Genomic DNA, 15155 nt, shown 5'->3' with positions numbered 1-15155 from the left:
TCGATTCTCCAGTCCTATTCAGCCGCTTCGGCCAATGGCTCGAAGGCGGGTTCGGCGGTTGGTTGTTCAGTCGTTTCGGAGACCGGTTCGCTCTCGCTGCGGCGCTCGCGCAGCTGCTCGATCACCGCATAGAAGACCGGCACGAACACCAGCGACAGGATGGTCGCTGCGACCATGCCGCCAAAGACGGTGGTGCCGATCGACTGCCGGCTTGCGGCACCCGCACCTGTGGCGAACATCAGCGGCAGCACGCCGAGGATGAAGGCGAAGGCGGTCATCAGAATCGGCCGCAGCCGTAGCCGCGCCGCTTCCATCGCGGCGTCGACGATGCTGAGGCCTTCTTCGCGCCGGCGCCGGGCAAACTCGACGATCAGAATCGCGTTCTTTGCCGCCAGTCCGATCAGCATGACGAAGCCGATCTGCGAATAGACGTCGATCTGCATGCCGCGCAGCCACAGCACGACGAACGCACCGAACAATGCGAGCGGCACCGCCAGCAGCACCATGAACGGCATCGCCCAGCTCTCATATTGCGCGGCAAGAATGAGGAAGACGAAGACGATGGCGAGGCCGAAGACGACGGACGCAATCGATCCCGCCTTGAGCTCCTGATAGGTGATGCCGGTCCATTCGTAGCCGAAATCTCTCGGCAACGCCGTGGCAGCGGCACGTTCCATTGCCGCCACCGCCTGGCCGGACGAAAAGCCGGGGGCGGCGCCGCCATTGATCAGGGCCGACGCATTGTTGTTGTAGTGCGGCACGGTCTCGGGGCCGACGATGGGCACAAGCTTGCCCAGCGTGCTCAGCGGCACCATGCCACCCGACGCATTGCGGACATAGAGCCGCGAAATGTCGGCCGGACCGGCTCGAGAGTCCTTGTCGGCCTGGATCGTCACCCGGAAGGTGCGGCCAAACAGGTTGAAGTCGTTCACATAAAGCGAGCCGAGATAGATCTGCAGCGTGTTGAAGACGTCCGGCAGGTTGAGCCCGAGCAGCTTTGCCTTGGCGCGATCGAGATCGTAGTTGAACTGCGGCGTCGAGGTCGAGAACGACGAGAACAATTGCTGTGGGTTGAGCTCCGGCTGCTTGCGCGCCTCGGCAATCACAGCTTGCGTCGCATCGTTGAGCGCCACGCTGCCGCGGCCGGTCAGATCCTCGACCTGGAACTCGAAGCCACCGGTGGTGCCGATGCCCGGGATCGAAGGCGGGTCGAAGCTCAGCGCAAAAGCCTCCGGAATTTGCAGCAGCTTGTTGCGCACGTCGGCGACGAGCTTCGAGGCGCTCTGGTCGGGGCCGCGTTCGTCCCATGGCTTCAGGATGGCGAATTCGACCGCCGAGTTCGACTGCGCGGCACTGGTCAGGAAGTTCAAGCCGCTGATCGAGCCGACAATGTCGACGCCGGGCGTGTTCTGCAGGATATCGCGTGCCTTTTGCGCCACTGCATCGGTGCGTTCCAGCGAGGCCCCGTCGGGGAGCTGGATAACGACGAAGAAGTAGCCCTGGTCTTCGACCGGAAGGAAGGTCGAGGGCAGGCGCTGCCAGACGAAATAGGTCGCGACAAGTCCGGCCGCGAACAGGCCAAGCATGATCCAGCGCAGACGGATGAGAATGCGCACGCCATTCGCATACGCATGCGACAGCCGTTCGAAGCCCATGTTGAACCAGCGGAACAGCACGAACTGCGTTTCAGGCCGGTGGCGCAGGAACGCCGCGCTGAGCGCCGGAGTAAGCGTGAGCGAGACAAAGGCCGAGATGCCGAAGGAGATCGCGACCGTCAGGGCAAACTGGTTGTAGAGCCGGCCGGAAACGCCGGGGATGAAGGCAACCGGCACAAACACGGCCATCAGCACGGCGGTCGTGGCGATGATCGGTCCGGTGACCTCGGCCATCGCCGTACGCGTGGCAGCCAGCGGTTTGAGGCCGGCCTCGAGCTGGCGTTCGACATTCTCGACGACGACGATCGCGTCGTCGACGACGAGGCCGATCGCCAGCACCATGCCGAGCAGGCTGAGCATGTTCAGGGAGAAGCCGAACATGTACATGACGACTAATGTCGACACCAGCGACACCGGAATCGCGATCGTCGGGATGATCGTGGTGCGCCAGCTTTGCAGGAAGATGAACACCACCGCGACGACCAGGACCAGCGCCTCGCCGAGCGTGATCAGCACGTCATGCATAGACGCCGATACGAAACGTGTCGTATCGTAATGCATGGCATAGCTGACCCCCTTCGGGAAGCGGGCCGACAGCTCCTGCATCTTGTCCTTGACGCGCTGCTGCAGATCGAGCGCGTTGGAGCCCGGCATCTGGTAGACCGCGAGCACCACCGTCGGGTCCTTGCCGAAGAAGGCCGACGACGAATATTGCAGCGCGCCGAGCTCGATGCGCGCAACGTCGCGGAGCCGCACCAACGAGCCGTTGGCGGTATTGGCCCGCACGACGATGTCGCCGAACTCCTTGGGGTCGCTCAGCCTGCCGACGGCGTTGACCTGCATCTCGAAAGCGGTGCCGGCCGGAGCCGGCGATTGCCCGATCTTGCCGGCCGCCACCTGGACGTTCTGCTCGGCGACGGCGTTCTGCACGTCGACGGCGGTGATGCCGAGATTGGCGAGCTTGTCGGGATCGAGCCAAACGCGCATCGAATAGCGCCGCTCGCCGAAGATCTGCACGTCGCCGACGCCAGGCAGGCGCTTCAGCGGATCGACCACCTGCAGGTAGGCTAGGTTGCTCAAAGTGACCGGGTTGACGGAGCCGTCCGGGGAGGTGAGGTCGACGATCAGGACGAAGTTCGGGTTCTGTTTCTTGATCGTCACGCCGCCCTGGTTGACGATGGCCGGCAACGAGGAAGCCGCCTGCGAAACGCGGTTCTGGACGTCGACGGCGGCGGTGCTCAGGGAATAGCCGACCTCGAAAGTGATGGTGATCGTCGAGGAGCCGTCATTGGAGCTCGACGACGACATATAGGTCATGCCCTGGACGCCGTTGATCTGCTGTTCGAGCGGCGTCGTCACCGTGTCGGCGACAACCTGCGCGCTGGCGCCCGGGTAGTGGGCGCTGACCACGACCTGGGGCGGCGTGATGTCGGGAAACTGCGAGACGGGCAGCAGAAAATAACAAATGCCCCCGGCGAGCACCATGATGATGGCGATCGCCGACGCAAAGATCGGACGATGAATGAAGAAGTTTACCATGAGATGCACGCCTCGCCCGATGCTCTGGCCCGGCCAAAGGCCCTGGCCACCCTGGACAGTCGCCGGCTGCGCGTTGAGCCGGAATCTTCGAGAAAGCCGAAATCTTGCAGAGAGCGGCGCGGCGCGTTGCGGCGCTCGGCCTGCTCGTCCGCCAGCGCACGCAGCATCGCCTCGAAAGACCGCGGGTCGACGCGGTCGGCCTTCATCAGCATGCGGATCATCGGATCCTTCACGACTTCATCGATCGTCAGATCATTGCGCTGCGACATCGAAGCGGCTCCTGGTTTTTGGCGATCCGCGGCAGGCCGCGGATCGGGTGTTCTCTTGCTCGCCGGCCGAGGCCGTAAGGTGCGGTTCGTCCCCTTGCCGATTGGGCGGGGCTGATGGCCGGCACTTGCGAGTTTGACATGATGCAATGCGGGTGTTACAGGTAAGTAACATCTCTAACGTTACAGACCGGTAACACCCTAGTCAAGAGGTGCACCGAGGGAATTTCGGGAAACGCAATCACGGAGGTTTTGATGACAGACGGTGTTGTGGAGCGTGTTCGCCCCCGGGACAGGATCCTGGAGACGGCACGGGACATGTTTCACAAGCATGGCATTCGCGGCGTCGGCATCGACGCCATCACCGAGGCCGCCGGTACCAACAAGATGACGCTCTACCGGCATTTCGAGTCCAAGGACGACCTGATCATCGAATGTCTGCGGGCGACCGCCTGCAGCGCCAACGCGATGTGGGAAAAGTTCGAGGCTGAGAATCCGGGCGACAAACTGGCGCAACTGCACGCCTGGGTCCGGATGGCGGCCGATTGCCTGATGTCGGATCGTCGCGGTTGCGACATGGCCAACGCCGCCATCGAGCTGAGCGAGACCGATCATCCGGCAAGGCAAGTGATCAAGGAACTCAAGGAAGCGCAGCGCGAGCGGCTGGTCTCGCTGTGTCGCGATGCCGGCATCGGCCAGGCCGAACTTCTCGCCGACACGCTGTCGCTTCTGCTCGAGGGCGCCCGTGTCAGCCTGCAAAGCGTCGGCGCCGAAGGCCCGAGCGCGCAGTTCGTCCGCATGGCGGAAGGCCTGATCACTTCTTTCAGGGCCAGATAGTCTCGCAAGCGGCGAAACCATTGACAGCTCGTTGGTTACGAGCCGCGCCGCCGAGCGCTCTTTCGTCCCATTCGGATGTGTCGTCACCACACTTCTCCGTCTGCCGCCGCGCCATTCCTTGCGCGGCGTATTGCTTGTTGGTTGTGAGGGCAAGATAGGGCCGGCAGCGAATTGGTGAGAGTGACAAGTGTGACAGGATTCCGCCCGGAAATGCCGTGGCGATCTCAGCGAAGGCCCATCGATTCGCGGATCGGTACTCGTCCCGGTGATGGCCCCAGCCTTGGCCGATACCTCGGAGCTGGAACGAAAAAAGCCCGCTGCCGGGAGGAGGTGGCAGCGGGCTCGATTTCGAATACGGCACGGGAGGAGGTGTACCGCACTCAGCGTCGGCATCGCATCTGGGAGGAGTAGATGGCCGACACCTGCGAAAGTATCGATTGCCCAATGATTCGGCAACCACAAAAGTTGCATAGCTGATGTGCAGATTTGCGGTATCAACCGAATTTTAACGATCGAGGCCGAGCGAACACCGCCCTCGCGCGTCATCACTGCACCGGGACATTTTCCTTGAAGATCAGGCGCGGCTCGATGAATTTCCGCGTCAGATAGGGCGCCGACGAGGCGATCGAGCCGAGCAGGCGAATGACCGACTGTTCGGCGATCAGCCTGGCATTCTGGTCGATGACGACGTCGAGCAGATCGTCGACGAGATAGCCGCGCGTTTCGCGCGTCAGATCATGGCAGATGAACACCGGCTTTTTCTGCGGTCTGGCTTCGAGCAACGCTTTCGCCACGCCTGATCGTCCGGCGCCGATACAGTAGATGCCGAGCAGCTCCGGCTCGTTGTGCAGCGCCTTCATGGTCGCGGTGTAACTGACCTCCGGCTCGTCGTTGATCTCGACGGCACTGGTGACGGTCAGATTGGGGAACTCCTCGCCGAGCACCGAGCGAAAGCCCATTTCACGTTCCTCGTGGCCGCGATAGGAACGTGAGCCGACCACCATCGCCAGATGGCCTTGGCGGCCGCCGAGGAACCGTCCCATCAGCAGCGCCGCGGTACGGCCGGCCACCCGGTTGTCGATGCCGACATAGGCCGAGCGGGGCGCGCCGGGAACGTCGGACACCAGCGTGACCAGGCGGATGCCGGCCTCGACGATCTCGCGCAAGATGTTGCGCGTTCTCGGATGATCGATGGCGATGACGCCGACACCGTTCGCCTTGAGGGAGAGGTTTTCGACGGCCCCTTGTAAGGCGCTCGGCGAGATGCCGGCGAGCTTGTGGATGCGGCAGGAGGCGACCAGCGGCAGGCGCGCCGCATAATCCTCGATGTGCCTGGCCAGATCGGCCATGAAGGCATTGCTGCCGATCGGCAGGAAGAATTCGAGATGTGCCGGCCGTGAGGGCAACGCGACCTGGTCGACAACCGGCAGATAGCCGAGCTGCTTGGCCGCCTCCATTACGCGCTGCCGGTTGGCGGCACTCGCCCCCGGCCGGTTGTTGAGCACACGGTCGACCGTCGCGGTCGACAGGCCGCAGCTCCTGGCAATATCCGAAACGGTGGCTTTCATCTCGCAACCATGTGGCGATGCGATCCAGTGCCTCGGCGGTCAGCCGGCGGTCAGTCGTGCCGCTTTGTGCGCTCGACCAGCGCGTCGTGGATCTCCTTGTCCGACATGCCGGTGATGACGCGTTCGACTTCGGCGACGCTGGTCTTCTTCGGGTCGATATCGTCGGCGACCACCTTGCCGCGGCGCATGACGACGATGCGGTCGACCACCTGGAAGACGTGGTGGATGTTGTGGGCGATGAAGATGCAGGAATGGCCGGAATCGCGGGCGCTGCGCACGAAGCTTAGAACGCCTTGCGTTTCGGCGACGCCGAGATTGTTGGTCGGCTCGTCGAGGATGATGAGGTCGCTGTCGAAATGCATGGCGCGTGCAATCGCCACCGCCTGCCGCTCGCCGCCGGAGAGCGAGCCGATCGGCGTCGTCGGCGGAATGTTCTTCGAGATGCCGACCTGCTTGAGCAGGTCGCGGGCAACCACGTTCATCGCCTCCTGGTCCATGCGGTTGAGGAAACGCGGCGGCTTGATCGGCTCGCGTCCAAGGAACAGGTTGCGGGCGATCGACAGTTGCGTCACCAGCGCCGAGTCCTGGTAGATCGTCTCGATGCCGTGGGCGATGGCGTCGCTGGTGCTGCGCAAATTTACCCTCTTGCCGCGGATGAAGATGTCGCCGCTGGTCAGCGGGACCGCGCCCGACAGCACCTTGATCAGCGTCGACTTGCCGGCGCCATTGTCGCCGAGCAGTCCGACGATCTCCCTTTCGTTGACATGGAAATTGGCATCAACCAGCGCCTGAACGCGGCCATAGGACTTGCGGATGTTCGTCATGCGGATCAGCGGCTCGACCATCGTCTCAAGTCCCTGCCTGATGCCGGCGTTCCAGCCAGGAGTGGAGCGCCATCATGCCGAGGATGATAGCGCCGATGAAGATGTTGTAGGCAAGGCCCGGCACACCGATCAGCACGATGCCGTTGCGCATCACGCGCAGGATCAGGATACCGAGCACTGTGCCGATGATGGTGCCGCGCCCGCCGGTCAGCGCCGTACCGCCGATCACCACCATGGCGATGACTTCGAGCTCGTAGCCGGTGCCGCTGTTGGGGTTGGCCGCCGAGGTGCGCAGCGAGCTGATGACGCCGGCAAGCGAGGCCAGGATCGACGACAGGATGAACAGGCCGATCTTGACGCCGCTGACATTGACGCCGCGCGCCCTTGCGGCACTCGGGTTGCCGCCGGCCGCCTGGATCCAGTTGCCGGTCCGGCTCTGCGTCAGCACGTAGCCGAGCGCGACGGCGGCCGCGATGAACCAGAACAGCGACATATAGATACGGAACGGCCCGATGAAGAAATCGCCGACCAGGGCTTCCGCCAGCCAGCTGCCCTCGGCGCTCCAGGTCCGCTGCGGAAACCCGTTGGTGACGAACAAAGCGGTGCCGCGCACCACCAGCAGCATGCCCAGCGTCACCAGGAAGGACGGGATCTTGAGCTGCGTCACGAACCAGCCATTGACCAGCCCGATGAAGGCGGCAACCACCAGGGCAACGGCGAAGGCGGCTTCGAGCGAGGTGAGACCGCTGTTGAACAGCGTCCACATCAGGACCGGCGAGAAGCCGAACACCGAGCCGACCGAGAGGTCGAATTCGCCCGATGTCATCAGCAGTGTCATCGCCAGCGCGATCAGCCCGAGTTCGACCGTGAAGGCCAGCGTGTTCGAGATGTTCTGCGGCGACAGGAAGTCGTGATTGATGCCCCAGAACACGGCAATCTCGACGACAAGCAGCACGAAAGGCCCGAACTCTGGCCGCGCGATCGAGCGTTGGATAAGGGAACGATTTTCCACCTTGGACCCGCGATAGGATTGGAACTGGCCGAGACGGCAACCGGCTTCGGCGGAATGATGAGACAGTCACGGCCGCCGGAGCGGCCGTGACCAACTCGATCGCGGATTTATTTGCCGGACAGGATCTTGTCGTAGACTGCCGCGGTGTCCTTCTCGTAGAGCGCGCCGGTGATCACGTCGAAGCCGGGCGGAATGCCGCTCGCCGCCATGTTGGCGAGCGAGAGCGCGACGTAGCTGGTCGCCTGCGGATCCTGCCACTGGCCGGCATTGACGTAGCCGTTCAGCACTTCCTGGGTGGTATCGAGCGAGTTGCCCCAGCCGACAACCGGGATTTCGCCCGGCTTGACGCCGACCTGGTCGAACACTCGCTTGATCGAACCGGTGACAAGGTCGCCGAGACCGATGACCGCCTTGACCTTGGCCCTGTTGGCGGTGAGGTAATCGACCATGCGGTTGATCACTTCGGCCTGGTCGAGCGTCGCTTCGGTGATTTCATAGGTGATGCCGAGCGGCTCGAAGACGCTCTTGATGCCTTCCTCTTCCTGGACGCCATAGGTGGCGCCGGGAATTTCGACCGGCATCCAGACGAAGTCGCCCTTCTTCACCAGGCCCTTGTCGACCAGATACTGCGCCCAATGCTTGCCAAAGGTGACGTTGTCGCCGCCGACATAGGCGTTGAAATCCGCCTTCGGGTCGGGCGTGTTGAAGTTGATGATCGGGATGTTCGCCGCCCGCGCTTCCTTGACGATCTCGACAAGGCTGCCCGGATCGGGGCTGGTGGTGGTGATGCCGTCGGCCTTGGCGGCGATTGCGGCGCGAACGGCTTCCTGCTGCGACGCCACGTCACCATTGTGGAACGAGGTGTTGACGGTATTGCCGGTGTCCGTCGCCCATTGCTTGGCGCCGGCAAGGAAGTAGGTCCAGACCGGATCGGCCGGGCCGCCATGCGAAATCCAGTAGAATGTCTTGGCCTGTGCCGCGGCCGGAATGGCCAGCGCCACCACCAAGCCAAGTACAAGCAGTCTTAGCCTCGTCAGCATTTGATTTCCTCCCATTTGAACCGAACTCCTCCTCCCACGACGATCGCGGCGAAAAACCGTGCGCGGCAAAAACCGCGATCGTATTCTGCCAGCGTCGACCTGGGTGCATCAGAGCATCCCCTTTTTCGATCGATGGCAAGCCTTCATCTGCCAGTGGTAGTTGGCGCATCCGCAGGCGCCATCAGCCCTACCATCAGATTGCATCAGTTTGCGTGATATTTTCCAGGCAGGCGATTCCTGGACTGCGTCGGCCGGATTGCTCCCGGCGCCCATCTACTCCAAATGACCATGACGTCCCTTGTCGTGGGCGCTGCGGGCCCGTTTGATACCGAAGACCTCAGGTTCCGGGTGTCAAGATCAGCCCTTGATCCAGGCGGGGTCGCGAAAATTGTCCCATGTGGCACCGATGCCTGCATCGACCGGAATGGCAGCGCCTGTAATGCCATTGGCTATGGGCGAGGCAACGAACGCAATCGCCGCTGCTATGTCACGCGGTGTCAGCACCCGGCCGAGCGGATGCCGCTCGGCGTAGGAGGCGAGGATCTCGTCGCCATTCGGCAGCGCTGCCAGCCGTCCGGCCAGCAGCGGCGTATCGGTCACGCTCGGGCAGACGCAATTGACCGTGACCCGGTCCCGCGCCAGGTCGAGCGCCGCCGCGCGGGCAAGGTTGAGCAGCGCTCCCTTCGACACGCAGTAGGAGAACATGCCGTGCTCGGCCTGCAGCCCATCGAGGCTGGAGAGCAGCACGATGGCGCCGCTCTTTTGCTTGCGCATGCCCTTGGCCGCCTCGCGCACCACCAGGAATGAGCCTCGCACGTTGACGCCCATCACCTGCTCGAAATCCTCGACCGAGGTCTCGAACACCGGCCCGCCGGCGCCGAGCACGCCGGCACAGGCCACGGCGACATCGATTTCGCCAAGCTGCTTGCGCGTCGCCGCAAAGGCATCGGCGACGGTCTTCTCATGACCGGCATCGCCTTCGAAGGCGATCGCTTTCCGACCGATGTGCTTGACCTGCCTGGCGGTGTCTGCAGCAGCGCCCGCGGTCCAGTCGAGGATCGCGACATCGGCGCCGAGATCGGCCAGTGTCAGCGCCGTCTCGCGGCCTATGCCCGAGCCGCCGCCGGTGATGAAGGCGACCTTGCCTTGATAGGAAAGTCCGGGAAACGGTTCGCGCGGGCTCATGCGCCGGCCTTCGTTGCCATTTTGATCGTGCCTTTGTAGGTCGGGGCGCCGCCGCCCGGCACTTTCAGCCGCCACAGGCGCCCGGCATAGGACGGTTTGTCGCTCGATGCCAGCACGCTGGCGTCGGTCACCCACAGCGTCTCGCCATCGAAGGCGAGATTGGTCGGCGCGCCGCCGCACTTGATGAAGCCCTTGATGGCGCCGTCGCGGGCGACGACATGGATGCCGCCGCCGACCAGATCCGTGACCAGCAGCGAACCGTCGGCGGCGATCGTCATGCCGTCGAGGATCGGGTTATCCCCCGGCATGCGGCCGAGATCCTCGATGCTGCCGTCGCCCTTCAGTCGCCTGACACGGCCGGTGTAAGATTCGTCCCAGACGATCGAGCCGTCGGCCTCGACGACGATGCCGTTCGGAAACACCGGTTCTGGGAAGGCCACCTTGATCGTCGCCTTGCCGTCCGGCGCCAGCGCAAAAATGTAGCTCGGGTCGGGACTGGCGGGATTATAGGTGCCGGGGTCGGTCCAGACCAGCGTACCATCCGGCGCAAAGACCAGATCGTTCGGGCCATTGAGTTTGACGCCCTCGACCTCGGTCACCAGAATTTCCGGCCCGGCGCCCGGCCGCACCCGCTGGATCGATGGCACGGTCATCTCAGGCGCGCGCCACGGACCGACGGTGCCGCCGTTCTGGCAGACATAGAGCGCGCCGTCGGAGCCAAGCACGCAGGAGTTCGGCGCGCCGGTGACATAGGCGAATTGCCTTGCCTTGTCGTCCTTGCCAACGATGGTCAGCTGGCTGCGGTAGCTTTCGACGAAGACCAGGCTGCCGTCCGGCATCACGGTCGGCCCTTCCGGCCATCCGAGATTGTCCGTCACCAGTTCCGGCGAAAGATCGTTCTTCATTTCACGGCCCCTGCGGTTAGTCCGCGCACGATGTAGCGCTGGACGAAAAGCGAGAAGAGGAGGATCGGGATGACAGTGACGACGCCGACCGTCGCGGCGATGTTCCAGTCGATCGGTCGCTGCGCGCTGACCAGGGTCGCGGCACCCAGCGATATGGTCTGGAAGGCACGGCTGTCGATGACGTAGAGTGCGACCAGGAACTCGTTCCAGATGAACAGCGCGCCGAACAGCGCTGCCGTCACCAGGCCCGGCCGCACGATCGGCAGCATGACGTGCCACAGCACACCGACGCGCGTGCAGCCGTCGATCATCGCCGCTTCATCGATCTCGCTCGGGATTTCGTCGAAGAAGCCGATCATGATCCACACCACGAGCGGCAGCGAAAAGGCGATATAGGGCAGGATCAGGCCCGGATAACTGTCCTGCAGGCCGGCCGTCTTGACCATCAGAAACAGCGGAATGGCGACCGCGATCGGCGGCATGAAGCGCATCGACAGGATGGTGCTTGCCAGCTGCTCGCTACGCTTGAAGCGCAGCCTTGAAAACGCATAGGCCGCCGGCGTGCCGATCAGAATCGCGGCTGCGGTTGCGATGCCGACCACGATGATGGAGTTGAGGGTGAAGGCCAGCATCCCCTGGCTGAACAGCACCTCATTGTAGTTCTTGACGATCTGCGTCCAGTTGAGGTTGAGCGTCGGTGGCACCTGCGCCAGGATCTCGATGCGCTTCTTGGTAGACAGCACCGCCAGATAGAGGAAGGGCGCGGCGCCGAAGATGCCGAGCACAATGAGGAAGAGGTAGGCGATGACCCGGCCCGGGCGGATACTCATCGCGAGTTCCCGGGCCGGATCTGGACGTATCTGAGCATCACTGTCGTGCCGACGGCGAGGATCAGAAGCATCATGTAGGCGACCGCCGCGGCATAGCCGTAATTCTGGAACTGGAAGCCGTTCTGGAACGAGAAAAAGGACAGCGTCGTCGTGCTGCGCGCTGGCCCGCCATAGCTCAGCCCGTAGATCAGGTCGAACGAACGGAAAGCATCGACGGCGCGGAACACGGCGGCGAAGACGATGGCCGGCGTCAGCATCGGCAGCGTGATGCGCCGGAAGGTGACGAATGGGCCGGCGCCGTCGACCTGGGCGGCTTCGAAGACGTCCTGCGACAGCGCCTGCAGGCGCGCAAAGACGATGATGAAGACGAATGGCGTCCATTGCCAGCAGTCGACGAGGATCACCGTGACCATCGACATGCCGACCGAGCCCAGCCAGTCGGGTGGCGTCAGTCCGATCTGCTTTATCGCCCAGTTGACCAGCCCCCAGTCCGGATTGAGCAGGGCGCGCCACATCACCCCGACGATGATCGGCGTCATCAGCATCGGCAGCAACAGGATGCCGCGCACGATCCAGGCGCCCTTCAGCTGCAGGTTGAAGAACATCGCCAGTGCGACGCCGAGCACGACCTGGATGGAAACCGAGAAAAACACCATGATGGCGCTGTTCATGGCGGCGTTCCAAAACAGCGGATCGACCAGCAGGGCACGGTAATTGGCGAGGCCGACGAAATTGCCAGTGCCGGTCGCGGCGGTCAAATCTGTAAGCGACAGGCGCAGGCTGTGGAACAGCGGATAAATGCTGAAGACGATCAGGTAAAGCAGGCACGGGCCGAGGAGCAGCCACACGGCTCTCCCCGGCTCGTCACGTGTGCCGAAGACGAATTTCGTCTGGGTGGCGGCGGTTGTCGCAAGGCTCATCGAAAATCACATCCACAGCGATCCGCGCGGGCACCGATCAGGCAAGGTGGCCTGCCTTCCGCAAGATCGCCTCCCACTGGGTCTGCACTTTTTCACAGGCAGTCTTGGCATCTTGCGTGCCGATCAGCGCCGCGTTGAACTCGACGTTCATGACATCGTTGAGTTGAAAGAATTCCGGGATCAGCGACGTCGGTATGGTGTCGGCCGTCTCGATCGCCGTCAGCGCGTCCTTGAGGTAGGGGAACTTCGCCACCAGCTCGGGATCTGTGAAAGCCGAGGTGCGGTTCGCATCGATGTTGTATTTCTCGATGGAATAGCGGTTCACCGCCTTGCTGGTGATCCAGGTCAGCGCCAGCCAGGCGGCGTCCTTCTTCGCCGGGTCGATATTCTTCGGGATGCCGACCCCCCAGCCGCCTTGGATTGCCCGCGGCGACTTGCCGTCGCCGGAAGGAACCGGGGTGGTCGCGGTGGTCTCGGCGACCATGGAATTCTCGCTGTTCAGGATCGGCCCGGCAATTGTAGACCAGAAGATCATCTGCGCGATCTTGCCGGTGGAGAAGCCGTCGACGTTTTCGGCAAAGCCGTATTTGGTCACATTCTTCGGCGCATAGGGCAGCAGGTCGATCAGCATCTGCAAGGCGCCGATGCCTTCCTTGGAATTGACCTGCGGCTTAAAATTCTTCTCCTTGGCGCTGCCGGTCATCAGCACGCCGCCAGTGGTGATGAAGCGAGTGTACCAGTCGACCGCGGCGAGCGAGAAATCGTTGGCGCCGATGAAGGAGCAACCGGCCACGTCGTCGGTGTTGAGCTTCTCGGCGGCAGCCTTGAACTCGTCCCAGGTCTTGGCCGGCTGCAGGCCTGCCGCGTCGAACAGGTCCTTGCGATAGAAATAGATGACCGACCCGGAATGCAGGCCGGGTATGCCGTAGACGTCCTTGCCTTTGCCAACCGTGCCGGAGGCCATGTCGAAAATGCCGACATTCTTCATCGCCGCCGGGATGAGATCGGCGAAATCCCAGTCCGGCGGCGTTTTTGCGGGATCGTCGATATAGGCGTTGAGCTGCTCGTAATAGCCGCCGCCGACCTGCTGGGTCGTCAGGAACCCAAGATACTCGATCAATTCGAACGAGGATTTGTCTGCCTTGAGGTTCTGCAATGTCTTTTCGATCAGCGCGCCGAGTGCCGGCGAGGTGATCTCCAGTTCCATGCCGGTCTCCTCGACGAATTTCGGCAGCATGTCGGCGAGCGCGCGATGGTCGTTCTCATCGCCGGTCATCAGGATGTTGATTTTGGTGCCGGCGAACTTCTTCATGTCGAAACCGGCGGCGTAGAGCGGCACGGTGCCGCCAAGTCCTCCAAACGCCGTTGCCAGGCCCAGCATGCCGGCGCGCTGCATCAGGTCGCGGCGCGTCAGGCCGCCTGTATCCACGGCGGCGTTTTCGCCGGGCCGCGGGTGATCCGTCTGCTCTTTTCCGCTCATGTCTCACTCCCCAGTTTCTTCTTTGTTCTGCCGACGGGACTGCATCGGTCCGGACGGCAGATTGCATCCGGCGATCTAAATAGTCAATCGATTGCTTAATGATCGCTCAAACGATTGCTTGAACAAACACGTCGTGTTATCGATGCCGTGCTCTATGGGTGAAAATTGTCTCGGGCGCAGGCGCTTGACAGCTGTCGCGCACGGCCTCTACACGCTGGCAAACAACAATGTGCCAGGCGACTGAATGGCGGCCTTCCAGCGCATCCGAAGCCCGAACCGACAGGGAGGTCGTCGATGAGCCTGGGAAGCGTTGTCGTGACAGGTGCGGGCGACGGCATAGGACGCGCCATAGCGATCCGATTGGCCGCCGACGGCTGGAATGTCGTCGGCCTCGAACTTGACCGGGCGGCAGCCGAGGCGCTTGGCAAGACGCTTGGCAACGGCCATCATGCGGTGTGCGGCGACGCATCCGACCGCTCGGTGCTGAAAGCCGCCCGCGAGGCGGCGGAACAACTCGCGCCGTTGCGCGGATGGGTCAACAATGTCGGCATCGCCTTGATGGGCAATCTGCATGAACCCAATGAGCCCGAGGTCGAGCGTTTGTTCGCCGTCAACCTGATGTCGCATTTCTGGGGCTCGTCCGAAGCCATCCGGACGTGGGTTCGAGACCGGGCGACCGGTTCGATCGTCAATGTCTCCTCGGTGCATGGCCGCTCGGCCTTCAACATGTGGGCGGCCTATGATGTGGCCAAGGCCGGCATCGATGCGCTGACCCGCTATATCGCGGTCGAATACGGGCCGATCGGCATCCGCGCCAATGCGGTCGCGCCCGGCGCCGTCCGTACGGCGCTGGTGCAACGCGTGATCCGCGACAGCCCCGACAGCGCGGTGGCTGAAAAGGAAATGTCGATTCAGCATCCGCTCGAGCGCATCGGCGAGCCGGAGGAGATCGCGGCCGCCGTCTCGTGGCTGATTTCGTCCGAGGCCTCGTTCGTCACCGGCCAGTCGCTGGCCGTCGATGGCGGCTTGACCTCGCGCTGCTACCGCTATGCGCCCGACGCGCAACTGCTCGCCATGTACGGAAAGGGCTGAAG

General features: G+C 63.1%; 13 protein-coding genes. 2 read left to right on the top strand and 11 right to left on the bottom strand.

Going from position 1 to position 15155, the window contains the following annotated elements; translation table 11 throughout:
• Positions 1 to 14 precede the first annotated feature (14 nt).
• Both NKH01_RS27360 and NKH01_RS27355 read right to left on the bottom strand, forming a co-directional pair.
• Entirely contained in the window at positions 15 to 3194 is a 3180-nt protein-coding gene (locus NKH01_RS27360; protein WP_023716801.1) for an efflux RND transporter permease subunit, read from the bottom strand.
• Entirely contained in the window at positions 3188 to 3463 is a 276-nt protein-coding gene (locus NKH01_RS27355; protein ID WP_353023296.1) for a hypothetical protein, read from the bottom strand. The genes NKH01_RS27360 and NKH01_RS27355 overlap by 7 nt, the downstream gene beginning before the upstream one ends.
• Before the next feature lie 252 nt (positions 3464 to 3715).
• On the opposite strand from NKH01_RS27355, the gene NKH01_RS27350 reads away from it, so the two are divergent.
• On the top strand, positions 3716 to 4297 hold the full coding sequence (locus NKH01_RS27350; RefSeq protein WP_023716803.1) for a TetR/AcrR family transcriptional regulator: 582 nt from the start codon (positions 3716 to 3718) through the stop codon (positions 4295 to 4297).
• A 545-nt stretch (positions 4298 to 4842) separates the two neighbouring features.
• Here NKH01_RS27350 and NKH01_RS27345 read toward each other — a convergent pair.
• The 9 genes from NKH01_RS27345 to NKH01_RS27305 all read right to left on the bottom strand — a co-directional run bounded on the left by NKH01_RS27345 (position 4843) and on the right by NKH01_RS27305 (position 14061).
• Positions 4843 to 5865 carry a LacI family DNA-binding transcriptional regulator gene (locus NKH01_RS27345; RefSeq protein WP_352548708.1) on the bottom strand — a complete coding sequence of 341 codons (1023 nt, stop codon included), beginning with the start codon at positions 5863 to 5865 and terminating at the stop codon, positions 4843 to 4845.
• 50 nt (positions 5866 to 5915) lie between these two features.
• Entirely contained in the window at positions 5916 to 6710 is a 795-nt protein-coding gene (locus tag NKH01_RS27340) for an ATP-binding cassette domain-containing protein (protein WP_023716805.1), read from the bottom strand.
• Between the two features lie 4 nt (positions 6711 to 6714).
• On the bottom strand, positions 6715 to 7701 hold the full coding sequence (locus tag NKH01_RS27335) for an ABC transporter permease (protein WP_023716806.1): 987 nt from the start codon (positions 7699 to 7701) through the stop codon (positions 6715 to 6717).
• 107 nt (positions 7702 to 7808) lie between these two features.
• Entirely contained in the window at positions 7809 to 8741 is a 933-nt protein-coding gene (locus NKH01_RS27330; protein ID WP_023716807.1) for a substrate-binding domain-containing protein, read from the bottom strand.
• Between the two features lie 357 nt (positions 8742 to 9098).
• The gene (locus NKH01_RS27325) at positions 9099 to 9926 is read right to left on the bottom strand and encodes an SDR family NAD(P)-dependent oxidoreductase (protein WP_352789887.1); all 828 of its coding nucleotides are present in this window, start codon (positions 9924 to 9926) and stop codon (positions 9099 to 9101) included.
• Positions 9923 to 10831 (bottom strand): SMP-30/gluconolactonase/LRE family protein, encoded by a 909-nt coding sequence (locus NKH01_RS27320; RefSeq protein ID WP_352484092.1) that lies wholly within the window; start codon positions 10829 to 10831, stop codon positions 9923 to 9925. Before NKH01_RS27320 ends, NKH01_RS27325 begins: the two co-directional genes overlap by 4 nt.
• Entirely contained in the window at positions 10828 to 11661 is an 834-nt protein-coding gene (locus NKH01_RS27315) for a carbohydrate ABC transporter permease (RefSeq protein ID WP_352850407.1), read from the bottom strand. Before NKH01_RS27315 ends, NKH01_RS27320 begins: the two co-directional genes overlap by 4 nt.
• On the bottom strand, positions 11658 to 12581 hold the full coding sequence (locus tag NKH01_RS27310; RefSeq protein ID WP_352484091.1) for a carbohydrate ABC transporter permease: 924 nt from the start codon (positions 12579 to 12581) through the stop codon (positions 11658 to 11660). The genes NKH01_RS27315 and NKH01_RS27310 overlap by 4 nt, the downstream gene beginning before the upstream one ends.
• 37 nt (positions 12582 to 12618) lie before the next feature.
• On the bottom strand, positions 12619 to 14061 hold the full coding sequence (locus NKH01_RS27305) for an extracellular solute-binding protein (RefSeq protein WP_352494002.1): 1443 nt from the start codon (positions 14059 to 14061) through the stop codon (positions 12619 to 12621).
• Between the two features lie 294 nt (positions 14062 to 14355).
• Here NKH01_RS27305 and NKH01_RS27300 point away from each other — a divergent pair, with 294 nt between their 5' ends.
• Positions 14356 to 15153, top strand: coding sequence for an SDR family NAD(P)-dependent oxidoreductase (locus NKH01_RS27300; RefSeq protein WP_023716813.1), 798 nt, complete (start codon positions 14356 to 14358; stop codon positions 15151 to 15153).
• Positions 15154 to 15155 lie beyond the last annotated feature (2 nt).

The organism is Mesorhizobium sp. M1403 (assembly GCF_040317695.1).
GTDB lineage: Bacteria > Pseudomonadota > Alphaproteobacteria > Rhizobiales > Rhizobiaceae > Mesorhizobium.
This window is presented reverse-complemented; position numbering and strand designations above follow the sequence as displayed.

Bases quoted from the DNA above. Each gene is read 5' to 3' on its own strand.
- NKH01_RS27325 (WP_352789887.1), bottom strand. From the start codon at position 9,926: ATGAGCCCGCGCGAACCGTTTCCCGGACTTTCCTATCAAGGCAAGGTC.
- NKH01_RS27315 (WP_352850407.1), bottom strand. From the start codon at position 11,661: ATGAGTATCCGCCCGGGCCGGGTCATCGCCTACCTCTTCCTCATTGTG.
- NKH01_RS27355 (WP_353023296.1), bottom strand. From the start codon at position 3,463: ATGTCGCAGCGCAATGATCTGACGATCGATGAAGTCGTGAAGGATCCG.
- NKH01_RS27330 (WP_023716807.1), bottom strand. From the start codon at position 8,741: ATGCTGACGAGGCTAAGACTGCTTGTACTTGGCTTGGTGGTGGCGCTG.
- NKH01_RS27360 (WP_023716801.1), bottom strand. From the start codon at position 3,194: ATGGTAAACTTCTTCATTCATCGTCCGATCTTTGCGTCGGCGATCGCC.
- NKH01_RS27300 (WP_023716813.1), top strand. From the start codon at position 14,356: ATGAGCCTGGGAAGCGTTGTCGTGACAGGTGCGGGCGACGGCATAGGA.
- NKH01_RS27305 (WP_352494002.1), bottom strand. From the start codon at position 14,061: ATGAGCGGAAAAGAGCAGACGGATCACCCGCGGCCCGGCGAAAACGCC.
- NKH01_RS27340 (WP_023716805.1), bottom strand. From the start codon at position 6,710: ATGGTCGAGCCGCTGATCCGCATGACGAACATCCGCAAGTCCTATGGC.
- NKH01_RS27310 (WP_352484091.1), bottom strand. From the start codon at position 12,581: ATGAGCCTTGCGACAACCGCCGCCACCCAGACGAAATTCGTCTTCGGC.
- NKH01_RS27345 (WP_352548708.1), bottom strand. From the start codon at position 5,865: ATGAAAGCCACCGTTTCGGATATTGCCAGGAGCTGCGGCCTGTCGACC.
- NKH01_RS27350 (WP_023716803.1), top strand. From the start codon at position 3,716: ATGACAGACGGTGTTGTGGAGCGTGTTCGCCCCCGGGACAGGATCCTG.
- NKH01_RS27320 (WP_352484092.1), bottom strand. From the start codon at position 10,831: ATGAAGAACGATCTTTCGCCGGAACTGGTGACGGACAATCTCGGATGG.